This is a genomic window from Mycobacterium celatum, from assembly GCF_002101595.1.
Classification (GTDB): domain Bacteria; phylum Actinomycetota; class Actinomycetes; order Mycobacteriales; family Mycobacteriaceae; genus Mycobacterium; species Mycobacterium celatum.
In genome coordinates, this window is the sequence record NZ_LQOM01000013.1 from 1 (window position 1) to 15366 (window position 15366).

Annotated in this window: 14 protein-coding genes; 3 read left to right on the plus strand and 11 right to left on the minus strand. The window is 70.9% G+C overall.

Going from position 1 to position 15366, the window contains the following annotated elements; all coding sequences use genetic code 11:
- The 6 genes from AWB95_RS02245 to AWB95_RS02270 all read right to left on the minus strand — a co-directional run.
- On the minus strand, nucleotides 1–221 hold a 221-nt coding region (locus AWB95_RS02245), incomplete at its 3' end, for an FAD-dependent oxidoreductase (RefSeq protein ID WP_139818446.1).
- A gap of 121 nt (nucleotides 222–342) precedes the next feature.
- Nucleotides 343–849 (minus strand): hypothetical protein, encoded by a 507-nt coding sequence (locus tag AWB95_RS02250; RefSeq protein ID WP_085167563.1) that lies wholly within the window; start codon nucleotides 847–849, stop codon nucleotides 343–345.
- Nucleotides 818–1429: an RNA polymerase sigma factor SigM gene (sigM, locus tag AWB95_RS02255; protein WP_085167565.1), complete on the minus strand. Its 612-nt coding sequence runs from the start codon at nucleotides 1427–1429 to the stop codon at nucleotides 818–820. The genes AWB95_RS02250 and sigM overlap by 32 nt, the downstream gene beginning before the upstream one ends.
- 53 nt (nucleotides 1430–1482) lie before the next feature.
- Nucleotides 1483–5133, minus strand: a complete 3651-nt coding sequence (murJ, locus tag AWB95_RS02260) for a murein biosynthesis integral membrane protein MurJ (RefSeq protein ID WP_085167567.1) — start codon at nucleotides 5131–5133, stop codon at nucleotides 1483–1485.
- Nucleotides 5130–7487, minus strand: coding sequence for a hypothetical protein (locus AWB95_RS02265; RefSeq protein ID WP_085167569.1), 2358 nt, complete (start codon nucleotides 7485–7487; stop codon nucleotides 5130–5132). Before AWB95_RS02265 ends, murJ begins: the two co-directional genes overlap by 4 nt.
- A gap of 92 nt (nucleotides 7488–7579) precedes the next feature.
- Entirely contained in the window at nucleotides 7580–8323 is a 744-nt protein-coding gene (locus tag AWB95_RS02270; RefSeq protein WP_085167571.1) for an NUDIX hydrolase, read from the minus strand.
- A gap of 120 nt (nucleotides 8324–8443) precedes the next feature.
- Between AWB95_RS02270 and AWB95_RS02275 the strand changes: the two genes are divergently transcribed.
- Nucleotides 8444–9889 carry a CCA tRNA nucleotidyltransferase gene (locus tag AWB95_RS02275; RefSeq protein ID WP_085167577.1) on the plus strand — a complete coding sequence of 482 codons (1446 nt, stop codon included), beginning with the start codon at nucleotides 8444–8446 and terminating at the stop codon, nucleotides 9887–9889.
- Nucleotides 9890–9913: 24 nt separating this feature from the next.
- Nucleotides 9914–10423, plus strand: coding sequence for a hypothetical protein (locus tag AWB95_RS02280; protein WP_062541631.1), 510 nt, complete (start codon nucleotides 9914–9916; stop codon nucleotides 10421–10423).
- Nucleotides 10424–10504: 81 nt separating this feature from the next.
- Here the strand turns inward: AWB95_RS02280 and AWB95_RS02285 are convergent, their stop codons facing one another.
- Both AWB95_RS02285 and AWB95_RS02290 read right to left on the minus strand, forming a co-directional pair.
- The gene (locus AWB95_RS02285) at nucleotides 10505–11278 is read right to left on the minus strand and encodes a TIGR03084 family metal-binding protein (RefSeq protein ID WP_085167573.1); all 774 of its coding nucleotides are present in this window, start codon (nucleotides 11276–11278) and stop codon (nucleotides 10505–10507) included.
- 4 nt (nucleotides 11279–11282) lie between these two features.
- Nucleotides 11283–12590, minus strand: a complete 1308-nt coding sequence (locus tag AWB95_RS02290; protein ID WP_099539797.1) for an MFS transporter — start codon at nucleotides 12588–12590, stop codon at nucleotides 11283–11285.
- 109 nt (nucleotides 12591–12699) lie between these two features.
- Between AWB95_RS02290 and AWB95_RS02295 the strand changes: the two genes are divergently transcribed.
- Nucleotides 12700–13308: a YqgE/AlgH family protein gene (locus tag AWB95_RS02295; RefSeq protein ID WP_099539796.1), complete on the plus strand. Its 609-nt coding sequence runs from the start codon at nucleotides 12700–12702 to the stop codon at nucleotides 13306–13308.
- Here AWB95_RS02295 and AWB95_RS02300 read toward each other — a convergent pair.
- The 3 genes from AWB95_RS02300 to AWB95_RS02310 form a co-directional block, all read right to left on the minus strand.
- A complete protein-coding gene (locus AWB95_RS02300) occupies nucleotides 13305–14279 on the minus strand; it encodes a bile acid:sodium symporter family protein (protein ID WP_232315770.1) in 975 nt (324 codons plus the stop codon). The genes AWB95_RS02295 and AWB95_RS02300 overlap by 4 nt on opposite strands.
- Before the next feature lie 13 nt (nucleotides 14280–14292).
- A complete protein-coding gene (locus AWB95_RS02305) occupies nucleotides 14293–14616 on the minus strand; it encodes a hypothetical protein (RefSeq protein WP_085167574.1) in 324 nt (107 codons plus the stop codon).
- A gap of 26 nt (nucleotides 14617–14642) precedes the next feature.
- A partial coding sequence (locus AWB95_RS02310) for an LpqN/LpqT family lipoprotein (protein ID WP_211279751.1) occupies nucleotides 14643–15366 on the minus strand: 724 nt, incomplete at its 5' end.

Consider the following 15366-nt stretch of genomic DNA (forward strand, 5'->3'; position numbering starts at 1 on the left):
GCCTGCTCACGCATCTGGTCCATCAACTCCGGGCCGGTGATGCCGTCGCGGAAACCTGGGTAGTTCTCCACCTCGGTGGTGGTCATCAGCGCGCCGCCGAACGACGTGCCCTCGAACACCAGCGGCGCCAACTGCGCCCGGGCGGTGTAGAGCGCGGCGGTGTACCCGGCCGGTCCGGAGCCGATAACGATCACGTTGTGCACAGGGCTGCTGGCGGTCATACGAGCCTTTCGGATACTTCGAGCCGGGTCCAGACACTTCGAACGCCAGGGTAGGCGGCGCTGTTCCCAGCACACTCGTGCAAGCGCGGCCAAGCCGGGCGGGGACGGGTCGCCACGCATCCTACGGACGGGGGACCGACCTGTCAGCCAGCAACCCGGTGTTGGCCGAGCTGCAGGTCGGCGCCACCGCCAGTGCCGCCACCGTGTCGGGCGTGTCGCCGGGCAGTATCAGCAGCACGCCCGGGCGACCGGTGATCTCGATCGGCTGGGCGCCCAGCACCCGGACCGAGGCCGCGTACCCCAGGCCGGTCAGGCACGACCCGCGTCGCTGCGGATCGCCGAGCGGGCCGTAGTCCGGCGGGTGGTCGAGCAGCGCGAGGATCTGCGAATCGGACAACGGGATAGCCGCGGGCGGCCGCGACACCGTGATGTGCTGGGCGGTGATCTGGCTGCTAGGGGTGGGCGCGGGCTCGCTGACGAGCGCGGCGGTCCCGAGTGCGACAGCGACGCCGACCGCGGCCACACCGGCCGCCGCAGCGACCACCCTCAGCGGGCGGGCGCCCGGGCGGGCGGCATGTGCGGGCTTGTGCGGCGGATCAGCATCCGCGTCGTCGCGATCGTCGGCCATCGGCCTCAGTGTGCGACATGCCGGGGACGGTGTCCTTGTCGAGGTAGCTCAGGACCGGCGCGAGCCGTGCCCGCGCGCGGGCACACCGGCTTTTGACAGTGCCTTCGGCGACACCGAGCAGCCGGGCGGTGTCGGCGACGGAGTAGCCGTGCATGTCGACGGCTACCACCGCGGCGCGTTGCTCGACGGGCAGGCGCATCAACGCCCGCTGCACCGCGATCGCGGTCTCCACCTGCGCGGTCCGATCGGCCACCGGGTGGTCGTCGTCCAGCGTGGCGGTGGGATGAGATTTGTTGCGGCGCAGCCTATCCAGGCACGAGTTCACCACGATGCGATACAGCCAGCTGCTGACCGCCGCATCGTGCCGGAACGACCCGGCGCCGCGGTGGGCCGAGAGCAGCGCGTCTTGTAGCGCATCGGCGGCGTCCTCGGGGTCGCGGCTGGTGAGCCGGGCCAGGCGGTTCAGCTGGCGGTGGTGGCGGTAGAACAGCTCCTCGAACGCGTAGCGGTCGCCGGCGACGTGGTCGGCAAGAAGTTCGGCGTCGCTGCGTTCATGTCGCGCCCGGTTGCCGAGACCCACGGCCGGACACTAACCAAGCGCGCCGTGCCCGGCACTTCACCCGCGGGGGTGCTTCAGGATGCGGCCTGCACGGTGATTTCGGAGATGTCGGCTTCGCTCTTGCCGTTGGTGGTTCCCAGCGTGGAGATCCACACCAGCAGGTTCGACGTCGGGGCCGACGCGTTGACCGGGATGCTGTTGTGCCCGGGGTGCAGCGTCGTCGGCTGCGTCAGCGCCGTGGTGTCCTCGAGTTTGGCCGGCGACGACGTCGGCGACGAGCGGATCTGGACCTTTGTTCCGGTGCTGGAGATGTCGATCGTCACCGTGCCCACGGTGGTGGGTTTGGGCAGCTGCAGCAGCAGTCCGACACCGTTCTTGAAGCTGGGGAACGGCGCCGCGTCGGTGTAGGTGTCGGTCGCCCAGGCGGTGGCCGGGTCACCGTCGATCGCCTGGCCGGCCTGGCCGGGGTTGTCGGCCTCGCCCTCGGGGGAGAAGACCGTCGCCTTCGAGGGTTTGACCGTGCTGCCCGACGCCGCCGGACTGCTGCCCGTCGTTGTGGTGCTCGACGACGGCGCGTTCAGGCCGAGCCGATCCTTGTCCAGGCCGCCGCCGAGGTCGCCGAAAATCCGGCCCAGCACCATCGCCAGGACCAGCAGCGCGACCACGATCACGGCCACCGCGGCGCCCACTCCGATCATCACGTTGCGCCGGCGCCGCAGCCGAACCTCGTCGTCTTCCGGGCTGCGCCGGAACGGCCCCGGCCGCCCGGCGCCGGGTGCCGGCTCGTCGATCGGCGTCAGCAGGTCGGTCCGGTCGGCCACCGCCGTCGCCTGCTGGAGTAGGTTCAAAAGCGTTGCTGCACTGCGTATCCCGCCGTCGCCTTGAATGGCGTGACTGGCCGCCGCGGAGATCTGGAACGGAATCTCACGATCGATCAGGCGGGGCTCCACCGGGTGACCGGACGGATCCCGGTCGGCCTGCGCCAGGCCGCTGCGCACGCCGGACTCCGGCAGCGGCCACCGGTTGACCAGCAGCGCATACAAGGCGCCGCCGATGCCGCGGATGTCGGCCTCGGGCGTGGCGTCGGGCATGGTCGCCGGGAATGCCAGGACGACATCGCCCTCGATGCTGACCCGCACCCGGCTGGGGTGGTCGATCGACAGCGCGACGCCGGCGTGGTGGGCGGCTTCGGCAGCGGCGGCCAGGGTCTGCATCGCGCGGGCCGCCCCTACCGCGGAGGGCGACGTGTTGGCCACCTCCTGCAGCGAGCCGCCGCGGATCCATTCGGCCACCACCAGACCGCCGCGGCCGGTGTGCACCACGTCGAGCACGCGGGCGACACCCGGTTTGTCGATGCGGCTGAGCCGCAGGGTGCGGGACAGGATTTCGCGCAGTTCGTCGTCGGGCAGCGTCCCGTCGGGGTCGACGAACGTCAGCGCAACCTGGCGGTCCAGCGCGGTGTCGAGGGCTTGCCAGAACTGCAATCCCGGTCTGCCACCGTGGAATACCAGCAGTCGGTAGCGGCCACCGGCGATGCTGGCGCCGGGCACCAGGTGTAGGTCCTCCTGCGGCGGCGCCGGCGCAGCCTCGCGGGGCGCGTCGAACTCGATCAAATCTTCTGCGGCGGGATCGCCGTTGGATTTCCTGGGCGACGGCGCCGAGCCGCCGTGAAGATCGGGTGGAATGTCGGGCTGGAAGTCATCAGCGACCGGCGACGATGCGCCCCGAGGAGGAACCGGACCATCAGATCCGGACTGCTGCGACAGCCTGGGCTCGGACGCAGGTTTGGACGAGGCGCTGCGTGTTGGGCCGTCGGTCACCTCCGGTCCTTTCCCCATCCCCGCCCCGGCTACTTGCTCGGGAGGCATTCGCCGGATGGGTCCCCGGACCGGATACCCCCCCGGCGCCAACCAATTCCTCTGCTCAGAGTACGTGACCGCGCCACGCCCGGACAGGTGGTCGCGCGGCGCAACCTTGGGCGCGGCTAATCCTCTGCCTGTCCCGCCGAGCCATCGGCGCACCGCGGCCGCCGCCGCGAGCGCCTCCGGCACCTCCGCGCGCAGCATGACCGTGGCCATGATCGGCGCCATGATCACCGCCACCACGAAAAGCCGCAGCAGCGAGCCGGCCCCGCCGCCGCGCGCCGTCAGGGCCTCGAGTCCGAGCAGCTGATCCACCACGTGCGCGACCAGGCCGGCCAGCAGCGATGCGGCGATGGTCACCAGGATCGTCCGTGTTTCCGCGGCGCCGATCAGGTGCCGGCTGGGTGGTCGCAGCGTGTTGCGCAGCAGGAAGTAGCCGACGACCGCGCCGGCCAGGAACCCCAGTCCGTTGGCAAAGCCCAGGTAGCCGGCGACCAGCTCGCGGTCGTCGGTGAGATAGGGCGCCAGCAGCGACCCGACGACCTTCACCGTGGTGATGACGACGATGATCACGATCGGCGTCCACGGCTGCTCGCGGGCGTAGAAGACCCGCAGCTGCAACAGCACCAGCGCGTAGGGGATCAGCGTGAACGCCGACAGCGCGATCGCCGCGCCCAGGTAGCCGGCGTCGACCTCGCCGAACCGGCCGTAGGCGAACAGCGCGCTGCCGATCGCCGGCCCGCCGACCGTCATGAACGCCACGGTCGGGATCAGGGTGATCATCGTCAAGCGCGTGGCCAGCGACAGGTCGGCCAGCACGGCCGGCGTGTCGTCGGCGGCCGCGTTGCGGCTCAGCCGCGGCATCACCACCGTCAACACCGTCACGCCGATCATGCCGAACGGCAGCTGCAGCACCAGCCAGGCGTAGTTATAGATCGCCGGCCCGGAAGCGGCTGCGGTGCTGGCGATTTGGTTGCCGACGACGAAGCCGAGCTGGCTGATCAGCACATAGAGCACCATCGCGGCGGCCATCGCGCCGAAGCGTTTGAGCCGCTGGTCGATTCCCCACAGCGGGCGCAGGCTGATGTGCTGGCGCCAGATCGCCACCAGCAGCACCGCGGTCTGCGCGAACACGCCGAGCGTGGTGCCGATGCCGAGCACGAGAAGCTTGGCGTTGCCCATCTTGACCGGGTCGACGGAGAGCTGCCCGGGCACGGCCAGGTAGACGCCGAGCGTGGCGATCGCGACCACGTTGTTGACGACGGGCGCCCAGGCGGGCGGACCGAACACGTTGCGGGTGTTCAGGATTGCCATGAACACCGAGGACAGGCCGTAGAAGATCACCTGCGGCAACAGCAGGTAGGCGAACGCGGTGGTCAGCGCCTCGTTGACCTGTGGGCTTCGGCCAAGCATCAGCCGCACCAGCAGCGGCGCGGCGGCCACCGACAGCAGCGTCGTGACCAGCAGCAGCGTGGTGGCCAGCGTGACCAGGCGCCGCACGAACGCCTGACCGCCGTCGGCGTCGTCCTGCTCGGCGCGCGCGAGAACCGGCACGAAGATCGCGGTGAACGTCGCCTCAAGCACCAGCGCGGCGATCTGGTTGGGCAGCTGGTTGGCCACCGAGAAGGCGCTGGTCAGCGCCGCGCCGAGGATGGCGGCCAGCAGCACGATCCGGGCAAACCCGGTGATCCGGCTGACCAGCGTCGCCAACGCCATTCCCCACGACCGCGACACCAGCGCCGCATCGGAGAGTTCCGGCCGCCGCTGCGGCGTCACCGGTGGCGGCGTCTGACCCGGCGGGGGAGGGGCCGGCCGCTGTCGCGGGTGTGCCGGCGGCGGCACGCGCCGGCCGACCGCGCTCATACCGGGTGCTCTTCCTCAACGCGGTCGACCGCCCGGGCCTGCTGCTCCACCTCGCCGGGTTCGGGGCGGTCCAGGTCGGCGCGGTCGGGCTGGCCGCGGAAGCGGTGCCACAGCCGTCGTCCGGCCAGCGTCACCAGCACTGCGGCCGCGCTGAGGGTGATCGCGAACAACACCTTGCCGTAGGCGTTGGAGTGCACCGACAGTCGCACCGGCTCGCCCAGCGGCACCCCGTCGGGTGTGCGCAGCGACACGTCGATGGCCACCCGCTGGGTGAAGTTGACCTCGATCGGCACGCGCAGCGGCAGATATCCTGGCGGCAGTTCCATTTCGCCGAGGTCGGTCACGCTCATGCCGGGCGGGGTGTCCACGTGCAGCCGCACCCGGATCGGGACCGCCAGGCCGTTGTGCAGCGCCAGCGGCAGCGGGCTGTGCTCGGTGGCCAGCGTGTACGAGCCGCCCGGGTTGACGATCGTGACCGACCCGTACAGGTCGTCGATCGTGTCGCCGACGATCTGCACGCGCCGGTGCGCCAAGCCGTTGCGGGAGTCCGGTCGCTCCGATTGGCTGACCGCGCGCAGCATGTCCTCGCGCAGCGGCGCGGTGTAGCCGGCACCGGTCAGCCCGGTGCGGACGTCGGTGGTCAGCGCCGCGGTCAGACCGCCCAGCCGGGCCAGCTCGCCGGCGATCTGGGCGATGACGACGTCGTCGAACCGTCCCCGCGGGGCAATGTCGTCGCCGACGGGCCGGGGCGCGGCGTTGACCGCGGAGGCGTCGGCGATCAGCGCCGGCAACGGCCGCGGCACCGCCAGCCCGGATCGAACGGCGGCGGCCAGCGTGGTCAGGATGGCTCCGGCGTCGTCGGATTGCAGCGTCCAGGTCGCGGGCGGCACAAGGACCTCGGTGCGCTGCGCGACGTCGGGCTGCAAACCCCGCCACAGCATCGAGCCCAGCGCGTCCTGGCGGCGCGCGGTGGCGGAGTCATGCCGCAGCCGCACCGCAAGTGAGGCGTCCAGGTAGGTCGGCGCGACGGGGTCGGTGCCGGCCGCCGCCAGCGCGGCGCCGACGGTGGGATCGAACGGCGCGGCGACGACCTGCGCCGACACCCGGCGCGGGGCGATGTCCGCCGTCGCCGGCTCGCCGGTGGCGGAGTCTTGTCCGGAGAACTGGGCCGCGGCGACCGCCACTGTGCCGCCTGCACCGTTGAGGGCGCCGAGCAGGTCCACGCTGCGGCGGGTCAGCAAGCCGTCGGCGATGAGGGTGGCGCCGCGGATGGACGCGACGCCCAGGATCTGGTCGACGATGTCGCCCGCGGTAGCGGTGCCGGCGGCGTCGCGGAGCCCCGTGTCGCCGACCCGTTGCACGGCGTCGAGGTCGGCCTGGGCGTACGGGGTGGGGGCCACACACATGCGGTGCGCCAGCGCGCGCAACCGGTCCAGCCAGCTCACCGCGGCGGCCTGGCCGGTGCCCGGGTGCACCGGCGCGCCCGGACCGGTGTTGTCGGGCGCGTCGGAGACAACATAGCCGCGGGTCATCGCGTTGGCCGTGACCAGCAGGTCCGGGTCGACGGCCAGGCACAGCGAGCGCCCGACGGCGCCGTCGGGGTCGACGTCGCGGCTGGTGGCGAATTCGGCTGCCGACAGCAGGATGTCCAGTCGGCCGCCGGTGGCCAGCGAGGTCGCCAGCTCGTCGTCGACCAGGCGCACCGGTATCGTGCCGCCGGGCACACCGGGGGACAGCCGCGGCCGGTCGGCCAGCGGCCACAGCATGGTCACCTGTACCGGTTTGGACGTGTCGGGCGCGACGACGGAGCTCAGCGCATCCGAGGACTTGTCGGCGGGGTCGGCGGGCACACCCATCACCGGCAGCAGGAAGCGGGCATTGTCGAGGCGGGCCGGTTCCCCGTAGTCGGGTGTCCCGTTGACGTTGACCAGCAACGGGTAGACGCCGGGCTTGTCGATCGCCAGCGACGGATCGGTCAGTGAGCGCACCGGGGCCGACAGGGTGAATCCGGCATTCTGGCCGCGCTGCAATTCGCTGGCCACCGTCAGGAAGTCGCCAACCGGCTCGTACTGGTCGGTGCCACCGTCGAGGTTGGTGCGCAGACCCGCCGACGAGCCGACGGCGGCCGCCCGCTCGAGGCGGACCATCACGTCGCGCACCGGCCGGTCGCCGACATTGGTCACGATCCCGGTGACAGTGACGACCGGCTCGCTGGTGGTGGTGACCACGTCGGGGGTCACCTGGTCGACCCGCACCTGCACGAACGGGGTCGTGCCGGGCTCGCCCGCGACGGCGCGGGGCGCGGCGGTCGGAAGCGTGAGCACGGCCGCCAGACCAGCCAGGATGCCGGCCATCGCGGCGAGGCGCAGCAGGGCAGCTCGCCCGTGGCGATCGCAAGCGCGGCAAAGGGCGCTGGGGGTCGCCACTTGGAACAGCCGCAATCCGGTCACGGCCCGGGACCGCGACCGTTCTTCCGGCCCGGCGCGGGTTGACGATGGTGGGCGCGCGAATGCGTCTGCGGGCGTCGGCGCGGTGTGGTGGGCGGCAGCGGCGGCAACGCCGCCGGGCCGTCGGCTTGCAACTTGTCGATCAGTTCGTCGGCCACCTCGGCCAGGCGCCGCTCGTCGGCGTAGGCCAGCCGCGACGGCAGCTCCCGGATCGGCACCCACGCCACTTCGGCGACTTCGAGGTCCTCGTCGGACAGCTCGCCGCCCGCACACCGCATCAGATAGTGATGCACGGTCTTGTGCACCCGCCGGCCGTCGGTGACGAACCAGTAGTCGATGCTGCCCAGCGCGGCCAGCACACTGCCCTGAATCCCGGTCTCCTCGGCGACTTCCCGGATCGCGGTCTGCTCGGCGGTCTCGCCGAGTTCGATGTGACCCTTGGGCAAGGACCACAGCATCCGGCCGCGGCGGTCGACACGGCCGATGAGCGCGGCGACCTGCTCTTCGCGGGGCCCGTCAATGCCGTCGATGACCAGTCCGCCCGCGGAGGTTTCGTGCACGGTGCGCAGCCGCTCGGGGCCGCGCCGGGTGGAGCGTCCCCGACCCGATTTAGCTGATTCAGCGGTCGGGACCGCGCCGTCGACTGTCGCCTTGTCGGCGCGGTTTTCGGCTGTCCTGGAGGCGCGGCGACCCCGACGCCTGCCGCGGCGCCGGCGTGGTTTGGCTTGTTCGCCGTCCGACACCCAAGCGATAGTAGCTGGCACGCCTTAGCGTTCCGGGGCACACTCGCCGTTAGCCGCCAGACTGTGTGCTTCCCCGCGGCGCTGAGCGGCGGTATCGGCGCCCGACTAGGCTGGACCAACGTGCCCGAAACCGCCCAAGACGCCGATCTGCTGACCGCGGCTGCCGTCGCGTTGAACTCCTACGCCGAGCTGTTGCGCGAACTCGGCGGGGTGTTCGCTGCGGCCGGTCACGAGTTGTACCTGGTGGGCGGGTCGGTGCGGGACGCGCTGCTGCGGCGGCTCAGTCCCGACCTCGATTTCGCCACCGACGCGCACCCCGAGCAGGTGCAGAAGATCATGCGGCCGTGGGCGGATGCGTTGTGGGACACCGGGATCGAGTTCGGCACGGTAGGCGTCGGCAAGGGCGGGCACCGGCTGGAGATCACCACGTTTCGCGCCGACCGATACGACCGGGTGTCGCGCAACCCACAGGTGCGGTTCGGGGATTCGCTGGACGCCGATCTGTCCCGCCGCGACTTCACCGTCAACGCGATGGCGGTGCGCGTCACCCCAACCGGGCCGGGCGAATTCGTCGACCCGCTGGGCGGTTTGGCGGCGCTGCGCGCCGGCGTGCTCGACACCCCGGCGGCGCCGGAGGTGTCGTTCGGCGACGACCCGCTGCGCATGCTGCGCGCCGCCCGGTTCGTCTCGCAGCTGGGCTTTACCGTGGCGCCACGGGTGCGTAAGGCGATCGAGGAGATGGCGCCGGAGCTGGCCCGCATCACCGCCGAACGGGTGGCCGCCGAACTGGACAAGCTGCTGCTCGGCGACGACCCGGTCGGCGGGATCGACTTGCTGGTGCAGACCGGGATGGGCGACGTGGTGCTGCCCGAGGTCGGCGGCATGCGGATGGCCATCGACGAGCACCACCAGCACAAAGACGTCTACCAGCATTCGCTGACGGTGCTGCGGCAGGCCGTGGAATTAGAGGGCGCTGGAGGTCCTGACTTGGTGTTGCGCTGGGCGGCGCTGCTGCACGACATCGGCAAGCCCGCCACCCGCAAACACGAGCCCGACGGCGGGGTGAGCTTTCACCATCACGAGGTGGTGGGCGCCAAGATGGCCCGCAAGCGGCTACGGGCGTTGAAGTACTCCAAACAGATGGTCGACGACATCTCGCAGCTGGTGTATTTGCATCTGCGGTTCCACGGCTACGGCGACGGGAAGTGGACCGATTCGGCGGTGCGCCGCTACGTCACCGACGCCGGTCCGCTGCTGGGAAAGCTGCACAAGCTGGTGCGGGCCGACTGCACCACCCGCAACAAGCGGCGGGCCGCCCGGCTGCAGGCCAACTACGACAACCTCGAGGCGAGGATCGCCGAGCTGGCCGCCGCCGAAGACCTGCAGCGCGTCCGGCCCGACCTGGACGGCAACGAGATCATGAAGCTGCTGGACATCCCGCCGGGGCCGCAGGTCGGCGAGGCATGGCGCTATCTGAAGGAGCTTCGGCTGGACCGCGGCCCACTGTCGCACGAGGAGGCCACGGCCGAGCTGCTGGCCTGGTGGAAGGCGCGCGGGAACCGGTAGCTGCGGCCTGACGTCGGAACCGGCATGGAGTACTGCTTGAGCGCCGGCGACGGGACGGCGGCGATGTGGACCGGCCAACCCGACCTTGACCTCGACGGCGACGGCCGGTTCGACGCGGTGGGGCTGGACTTCGACGGCGACGGGTTACGTGACGACGCGCTGGCCGACCTCGACGGTGACGGGCTGGCCGATCACGCGGTGTTGGACCTCGACAACGACGGCTCGCCGGAGTGCTACTTCACCGACGACGGGACCGGCACCTGGGCGGTGGCGGTGGACCGGGCCGGTCAGGTGCGCTGGTTCGGGCTCGACGGGGCCGAGCACACCGGCGGGCCGCTGGTCGACTTCGACGGCGACGGGCAGGTCGACGACCGGCTGGTCGACGGTGACGGCGACGGGCTGGCCGACCGGGCGATGTGCGCCGGCGACGACGGCGTGACGGGATATGTGGACACCGACGGCGACGGTCGCTGGGACGTGCGGCTCACCGACAGCGACGGCGACGGCGCCGCCGACGGGGCTACCGCGCTGTAGCGGCAAGCCCCACCGCCGAGTGTGCGGTTTTATACGAGACACGCCGCGGCAGGCGGATGAATCGGCACAGTCGGCGAGGTGTTACCGCCCGGCGCCCGGCGGGCCGGCGAATGCTTGCGCGATCTCCAGCCAGCGCTGCGCGTCGGCGCCGTGCGCGGCGACGTCCAGGGTGCTGCGCGGCCGACGTTGAGTGACCAGGAGACAGAAGTCCTCGGCGCTGCCGGTGACTCGCTGTGCCGCGTCGGGCGGGCCCCACGACCACGCCCCGCCGTCGGGTGCGCGCAGCTCGACGAAGAACGGCTCGGCCGGCGGCTTCAGACCGTTGACGGCGAAGGCGTAGTCGCGGGCACGCACGCCGATGTGCGCAACCGATCGCAGCCGCGCGCTGGGCGGCCGTGTGACGCCGAGCGTGTCGGCCACGTCGAGACCGTGCGCCCAGGTCTCCATTAACCGGGCGGTGGCCATCGACGCGGCGCTCATCGACGGACCGAACCACGGCAGCTTGCGGCCGTCCGGAACGGTCAACAGCGCGTCGTGCAGCCGGGCGCGGGTGGCCCGCCAATCGGCAAGCAGCTCAGGGGGTTTCGTGGCCGCCAGCTCCTCGGCTCCGGCGTCGACGAAGCCGGACGGGTTGGCCGATGCGTCCTGCAGAAGCTCCGCGAAGCCGGCCTCGTCGGTGACCGACGTCAACGCGACCCGGTCGGTCCACAGCAGGTGCGCGATCTGGTGCGCGATGGTCCAGCCCGGCGCGGGCGTCGGCTCGGCCCAGCGTTCATCGGGAAGCGGCGCCACCAAGGCGTCGAGGTCGTCGCTCTCGGCACGCAAATCAGCGACGATCGAATCAAGCCCGGCCATCGCATTACCTTAGCGTTTGCTGCTGCGTGGCTCGCCGGCCCACGAAAGCGTGCAGCGCCAGGCCCGCCAGGTAGAGCGCCGCCCCGGTCAGCACCAGCAGGGGCGCATGCCCGTCGCCGGGAGTGACGAGCGCCGCCCCGGTGATCGCCGCGATGAACGACACCCAAAACAGCGAATCCTGCACCGCGAACACGTGTCCGCGCAGGGCGTCGTCGACGTCGATCTGCATGGCGGTGTCGGCGCACAGCTTCACCACTTGACCGGTCGTGCCGAGGAAGAACCCGCACACCACCATGACCGGCAGGTGCAGACCGACCCCGACAAGCTGGATGGCGGCCGCAATCGCCAGCGCTCCGTTGGCGGTCGCGTAACGACCCCAGCGCCGAACCGCGGGCGGGGTCAGCACGTTGGCCAGAAACGAGCCGGTCCCGGTGGCGGCGACGAACAGCACCGCAGCGCCCAACCCGCCGACCGAGGTGGCGCCGGCGTGGCGCACCAGCAGCAGCACCAGCAGCGTATTGATGCCGAACACCATCCGGTGCGCCGCCAGCCCGGCGAGGGTGCCTGCGACGGTCGGACGACTCAGCACGGTGCGTGCCCCGTGCAGCCAGCCGGTGATGACCAGGTAGATCACCGAGCCGTGGATGGCGCGTTTGGTGTCGTCGGGCCCGAGGACGTGGGCGCCGAACCGCAGCGACAACACCAGCGCAATCGTCACCGGGACCAGCACCAGAAAGATGATCGACGCGGCGCCGTAGTCGCCGGACCCGAAAATCCGGCGCGGCACCAGCATGAAGTTCGCGCCCAGGAAGGCTGCGACCGCGCCCGTCGCGGTGGCGGTCGAATTCATCGTCACCACTTGCTCGCGAGGAACCACGTGCGGCAGCGCTGCCGAAAGCCCGGACGACACGAAGCGACCGAAGCCGTTGACGACCAGCGCGCCGCACAGCACCGGCAGGTCGCCCTTTCCGGCAGCCAGCAGCACACCCGCGGTACCGGCGGACATCAGGCGGCCCATGTTGGCGCCGACGAGCACCAGCCGCCGATCCCAGTGATCCATCAGGGCGCCCGCGAACGGGCCCAGCAGCGAGTAGGGCAAGAACAGCACCGCGAACGCGCCCGCGATGCCCAGTGGACTGGCCGCCCGCTCGGGGTTGAACAGCAGTGCGCCGGCCAGTCCCGCAGAGAACAGGCCGTCGCCGAACTGGCTGACGGCGCGCAGCTCCAACAGCCGCCGGAAGTCGCGCAGGCTGCGCACCGAGCGCCAGACAGCGACGGGCGGGAGGGTGTGAATCACGGGACCTACTTCCACGGTGTGGCCCGGCAAGGCGGCACCGCGCCAAGCCACCAGCCCACCCTACAAATATCAAGCGGCGCCCCGTTTGTTCGCCACGACGGCCGCGCGCTGATGCGATGATGGTGTGGTGGCGCAGCACGAAGACCCCGAGGACTATGTCGCCCCTGCCGCACATCGGGTGCGGGCGGGCACGTTGCTGCTGGCCAACACCGACCTGCTCGAGCCGACGTTTCGCCGCAGCGTGATCTATGTCGTGGAGCACAACGACGGCGGGACTCTCGGGGTGGTGCTCAACCGGCCCAGCGAGACCGCGGTCTACAACGTGCTGCCCCAGTGGGCCAAGCTGGCCGCCAAACCCAAGACGATGTTCATCGGGGGTCCGGTGAAACGTGATGCGGCGCTGTGCCTGGCGGTGCTGCGGGTCGGCGCGGAGCCCGACGGTGTACCGGGCATACGGCATGTGTCCGGGCGGCTGGTGATGGTCGATCTGGACGCCGACCCCGAGTCGATCGCCCCGCTGGTGGAGGGTGTGCGGATCTTCGCCGGATACTCCGGTTGGACCATCGGCCAGCTCGAGGGGGAGATCGAACGTGACGACTGGATTGTGTTGTCCGCGTTGCCTTCTGATGTTTTGGTGCCGCCGCGGGTAGACCTGTGGGGCCGGGTGCTGCGACGTCAGCCGATGCCGCTGTCACTGCTGGCCACCCATCCGATCGACCTGAGTCGCAACTAAGCCGGCTCAGGCTCCCGGGCCAGCCGGCTGGCGATCACCGCGCACACCACCAGCTGAATCTGGTGAAAGAGCATCAGCGGCAACATGGTTACGCCGACGGTGGCCGCCGGGAACAGCACCAGGGCCATCGGAAGTCCGGACGCCAGGCTCTTCTTCGATCCGCAGAACAGCAGTACGATGCCGTCGCCGCGGTTCAGCCCGGCCAGCCGGCCGATCAGGGCGGTGAACGCCAGCACCACGGCCAGCAGCACGGCGCTCACGACGACGACGGCGACCACCCGCCACCCGTCGACGCTGCGCCAGATGCCCTGCACCATGCCCATCGAGAAGGCCGTGTACACCACCAGCAGGATCGACCCCCGGTCGACCAGCTTGGTCAGCACACTGTGCCGGGCAATCGGCCCGGCGAGCCACGGCCGCATCAACTGACCCGCCACGAACGGCAACAGCAGCTGCACCACGATGTCACGAATCGCGGTGGCGTGCACCCGGGGCGTTCCGCTGGTATGCATCAGCAGCAGGACCAATACCGGGGTGATCACCACACCGACGATGTTGGACAGCGACGCGCTGACGATGGCGGCCGAAACATGGCCCCGCGCAATCGAGGTGAACGCGATCGACGACTGCACCGTCGACGGGACCAGACACAAAAACAGCAGCCCGTTGTAGAGGTCCAGCGTCAGCAGCCACGGCACCAACGCGCGCGCCGCCAACCCGAGTATCGGGAAGACGACGAATGTTGTGGCCAACACCAGCAGGTGCAGCCGCCACTGCCGCACGCCATGCCAGGCCTGCTGTGGCGAAAGCCGGGCGCCGTAGAGCCAGAACAGCACCGCGATCGCGACCTTGGCCGCAATCGACACCGCCTCGGCCGCAGCACCGCAGGCCGGGAAAACCGCCGCGAGAGCCACCGTTGCCAGCAGGGCCAATAAGAAGGTATCGACCGGGAGTGCCGACAGGCGCTTCAGCATGCCCGTCGCATCAGCGGCAGGACAACGTGCAGGCCGCGCAGCCACCACCGCAGCCGGCGGGTGTCGCTTCGCGGCGCAGCGCGTACCGGGCGCTCTGCCACGACCCAGCGGCCACGGTGCCCAGTGCACCGAGGACGCAAACGCCCACCAGCACAACGGCGGCCGGCCGCGGCCCGGCCAGGGCCACCGCGCCGCCGGCGGCCAGTATCACCGCGGCAGCCAGCTGGGTCGGAGCGACCGACCTCAGTACCACGCCAGGCCGCGACAACGACCGCAACCCGAGCACGGCGCACGCGATCGCCGCGCCCAGGCACAGGATTCCGGCGATCAGCATGGGGCCACAATACGAGGCCGGAAAAGCTACCGCGTCGGCGCGGGTACCGGTGGTTGGGCCGGCATAGCAGGCGCCACGGGCGCCGGAGCAGCGCCCGGCGCGGTCACCCGGAAGCCGTTGATGATCGCATCCGTGGCGGGTGCGTCAGCGACGGCCTGGGTGACGCCGGTCGTCACCGCCAGCGACACCAGGTAACGCTCCGGCCCGGATGTGGCGATGACGTGGCGCCGAGATGTGTTGAGCGTCATATCGTTTTGGCGGTAGGTGCCCTCGATGACCGACGACGGGAATCCACCGAAGTCGCCGATCGCGCCCTTGGTGGTCTGCCAGGCGGGCAGTTGCTGGCTGTCGACGTAACCGTGGGTGATGGCCTCTCGGGGATCGAAGTCGCCGATCAGCTTGTACACCACGACCTGTGCGTTGGACGTGTAGAGGCTGTTGCCGGTGCCGGACCGGTCGGCGATGACCGCGAACGCGTCGGGCACATTGGGGTCGGGAACCTGCGTCCAGCGCGGCGGCACGGGCAGGGTGATGTCGAGCGCGTTGAAGTTCTGCGGTTGCTGCGGCTCGAGTTTGACGCCCTTGCCGCCGAAGTAGTCGCGCAGTGTCCCGCTGGTGGCCGGCACGAGCGCCGCCGGTGCCGGCGCTGCGGCAGGTTGGGGGGCTGCGATGCGCGGGGCCACCGAGGGCGCCGTGCCCGGCGTGGCGTTGCCGACGGCCCCGAGGGCATTTTGGGTCAGGGGCGGGGCC

Excerpts from the sequence above, each read along its gene's own strand:
- AWB95_RS02250 (WP_085167563.1), bottom strand. The coding sequence starts at position 849 with ATGGCCGACGATCGCGACGACGCGGATGCTGATCCGCCGCACAAGCCC.
- murJ (WP_085167567.1), bottom strand. The coding sequence starts at position 5,133 with ATGAGCGCGGTCGGCCGGCGCGTGCCGCCGCCGGCACACCCGCGACAG.
- AWB95_RS02265 (WP_085167569.1), bottom strand. The coding sequence starts at position 7,487 with ATGGCCGGCATCCTGGCTGGTCTGGCGGCCGTGCTCACGCTTCCGACC.
- AWB95_RS02280 (WP_062541631.1), top strand. The coding sequence starts at position 9,914 with ATGGAGTACTGCTTGAGCGCCGGCGACGGGACGGCGGCGATGTGGACC.
- AWB95_RS02285 (WP_085167573.1), bottom strand. The coding sequence starts at position 11,278 with ATGGCCGGGCTTGATTCGATCGTCGCTGATTTGCGTGCCGAGAGCGAC.
- AWB95_RS02305 (WP_085167574.1), bottom strand. The coding sequence starts at position 14,616 with ATGCTGATCGCCGGAATCCTGTGCCTGGGCGCGGCGATCGCGTGCGCC.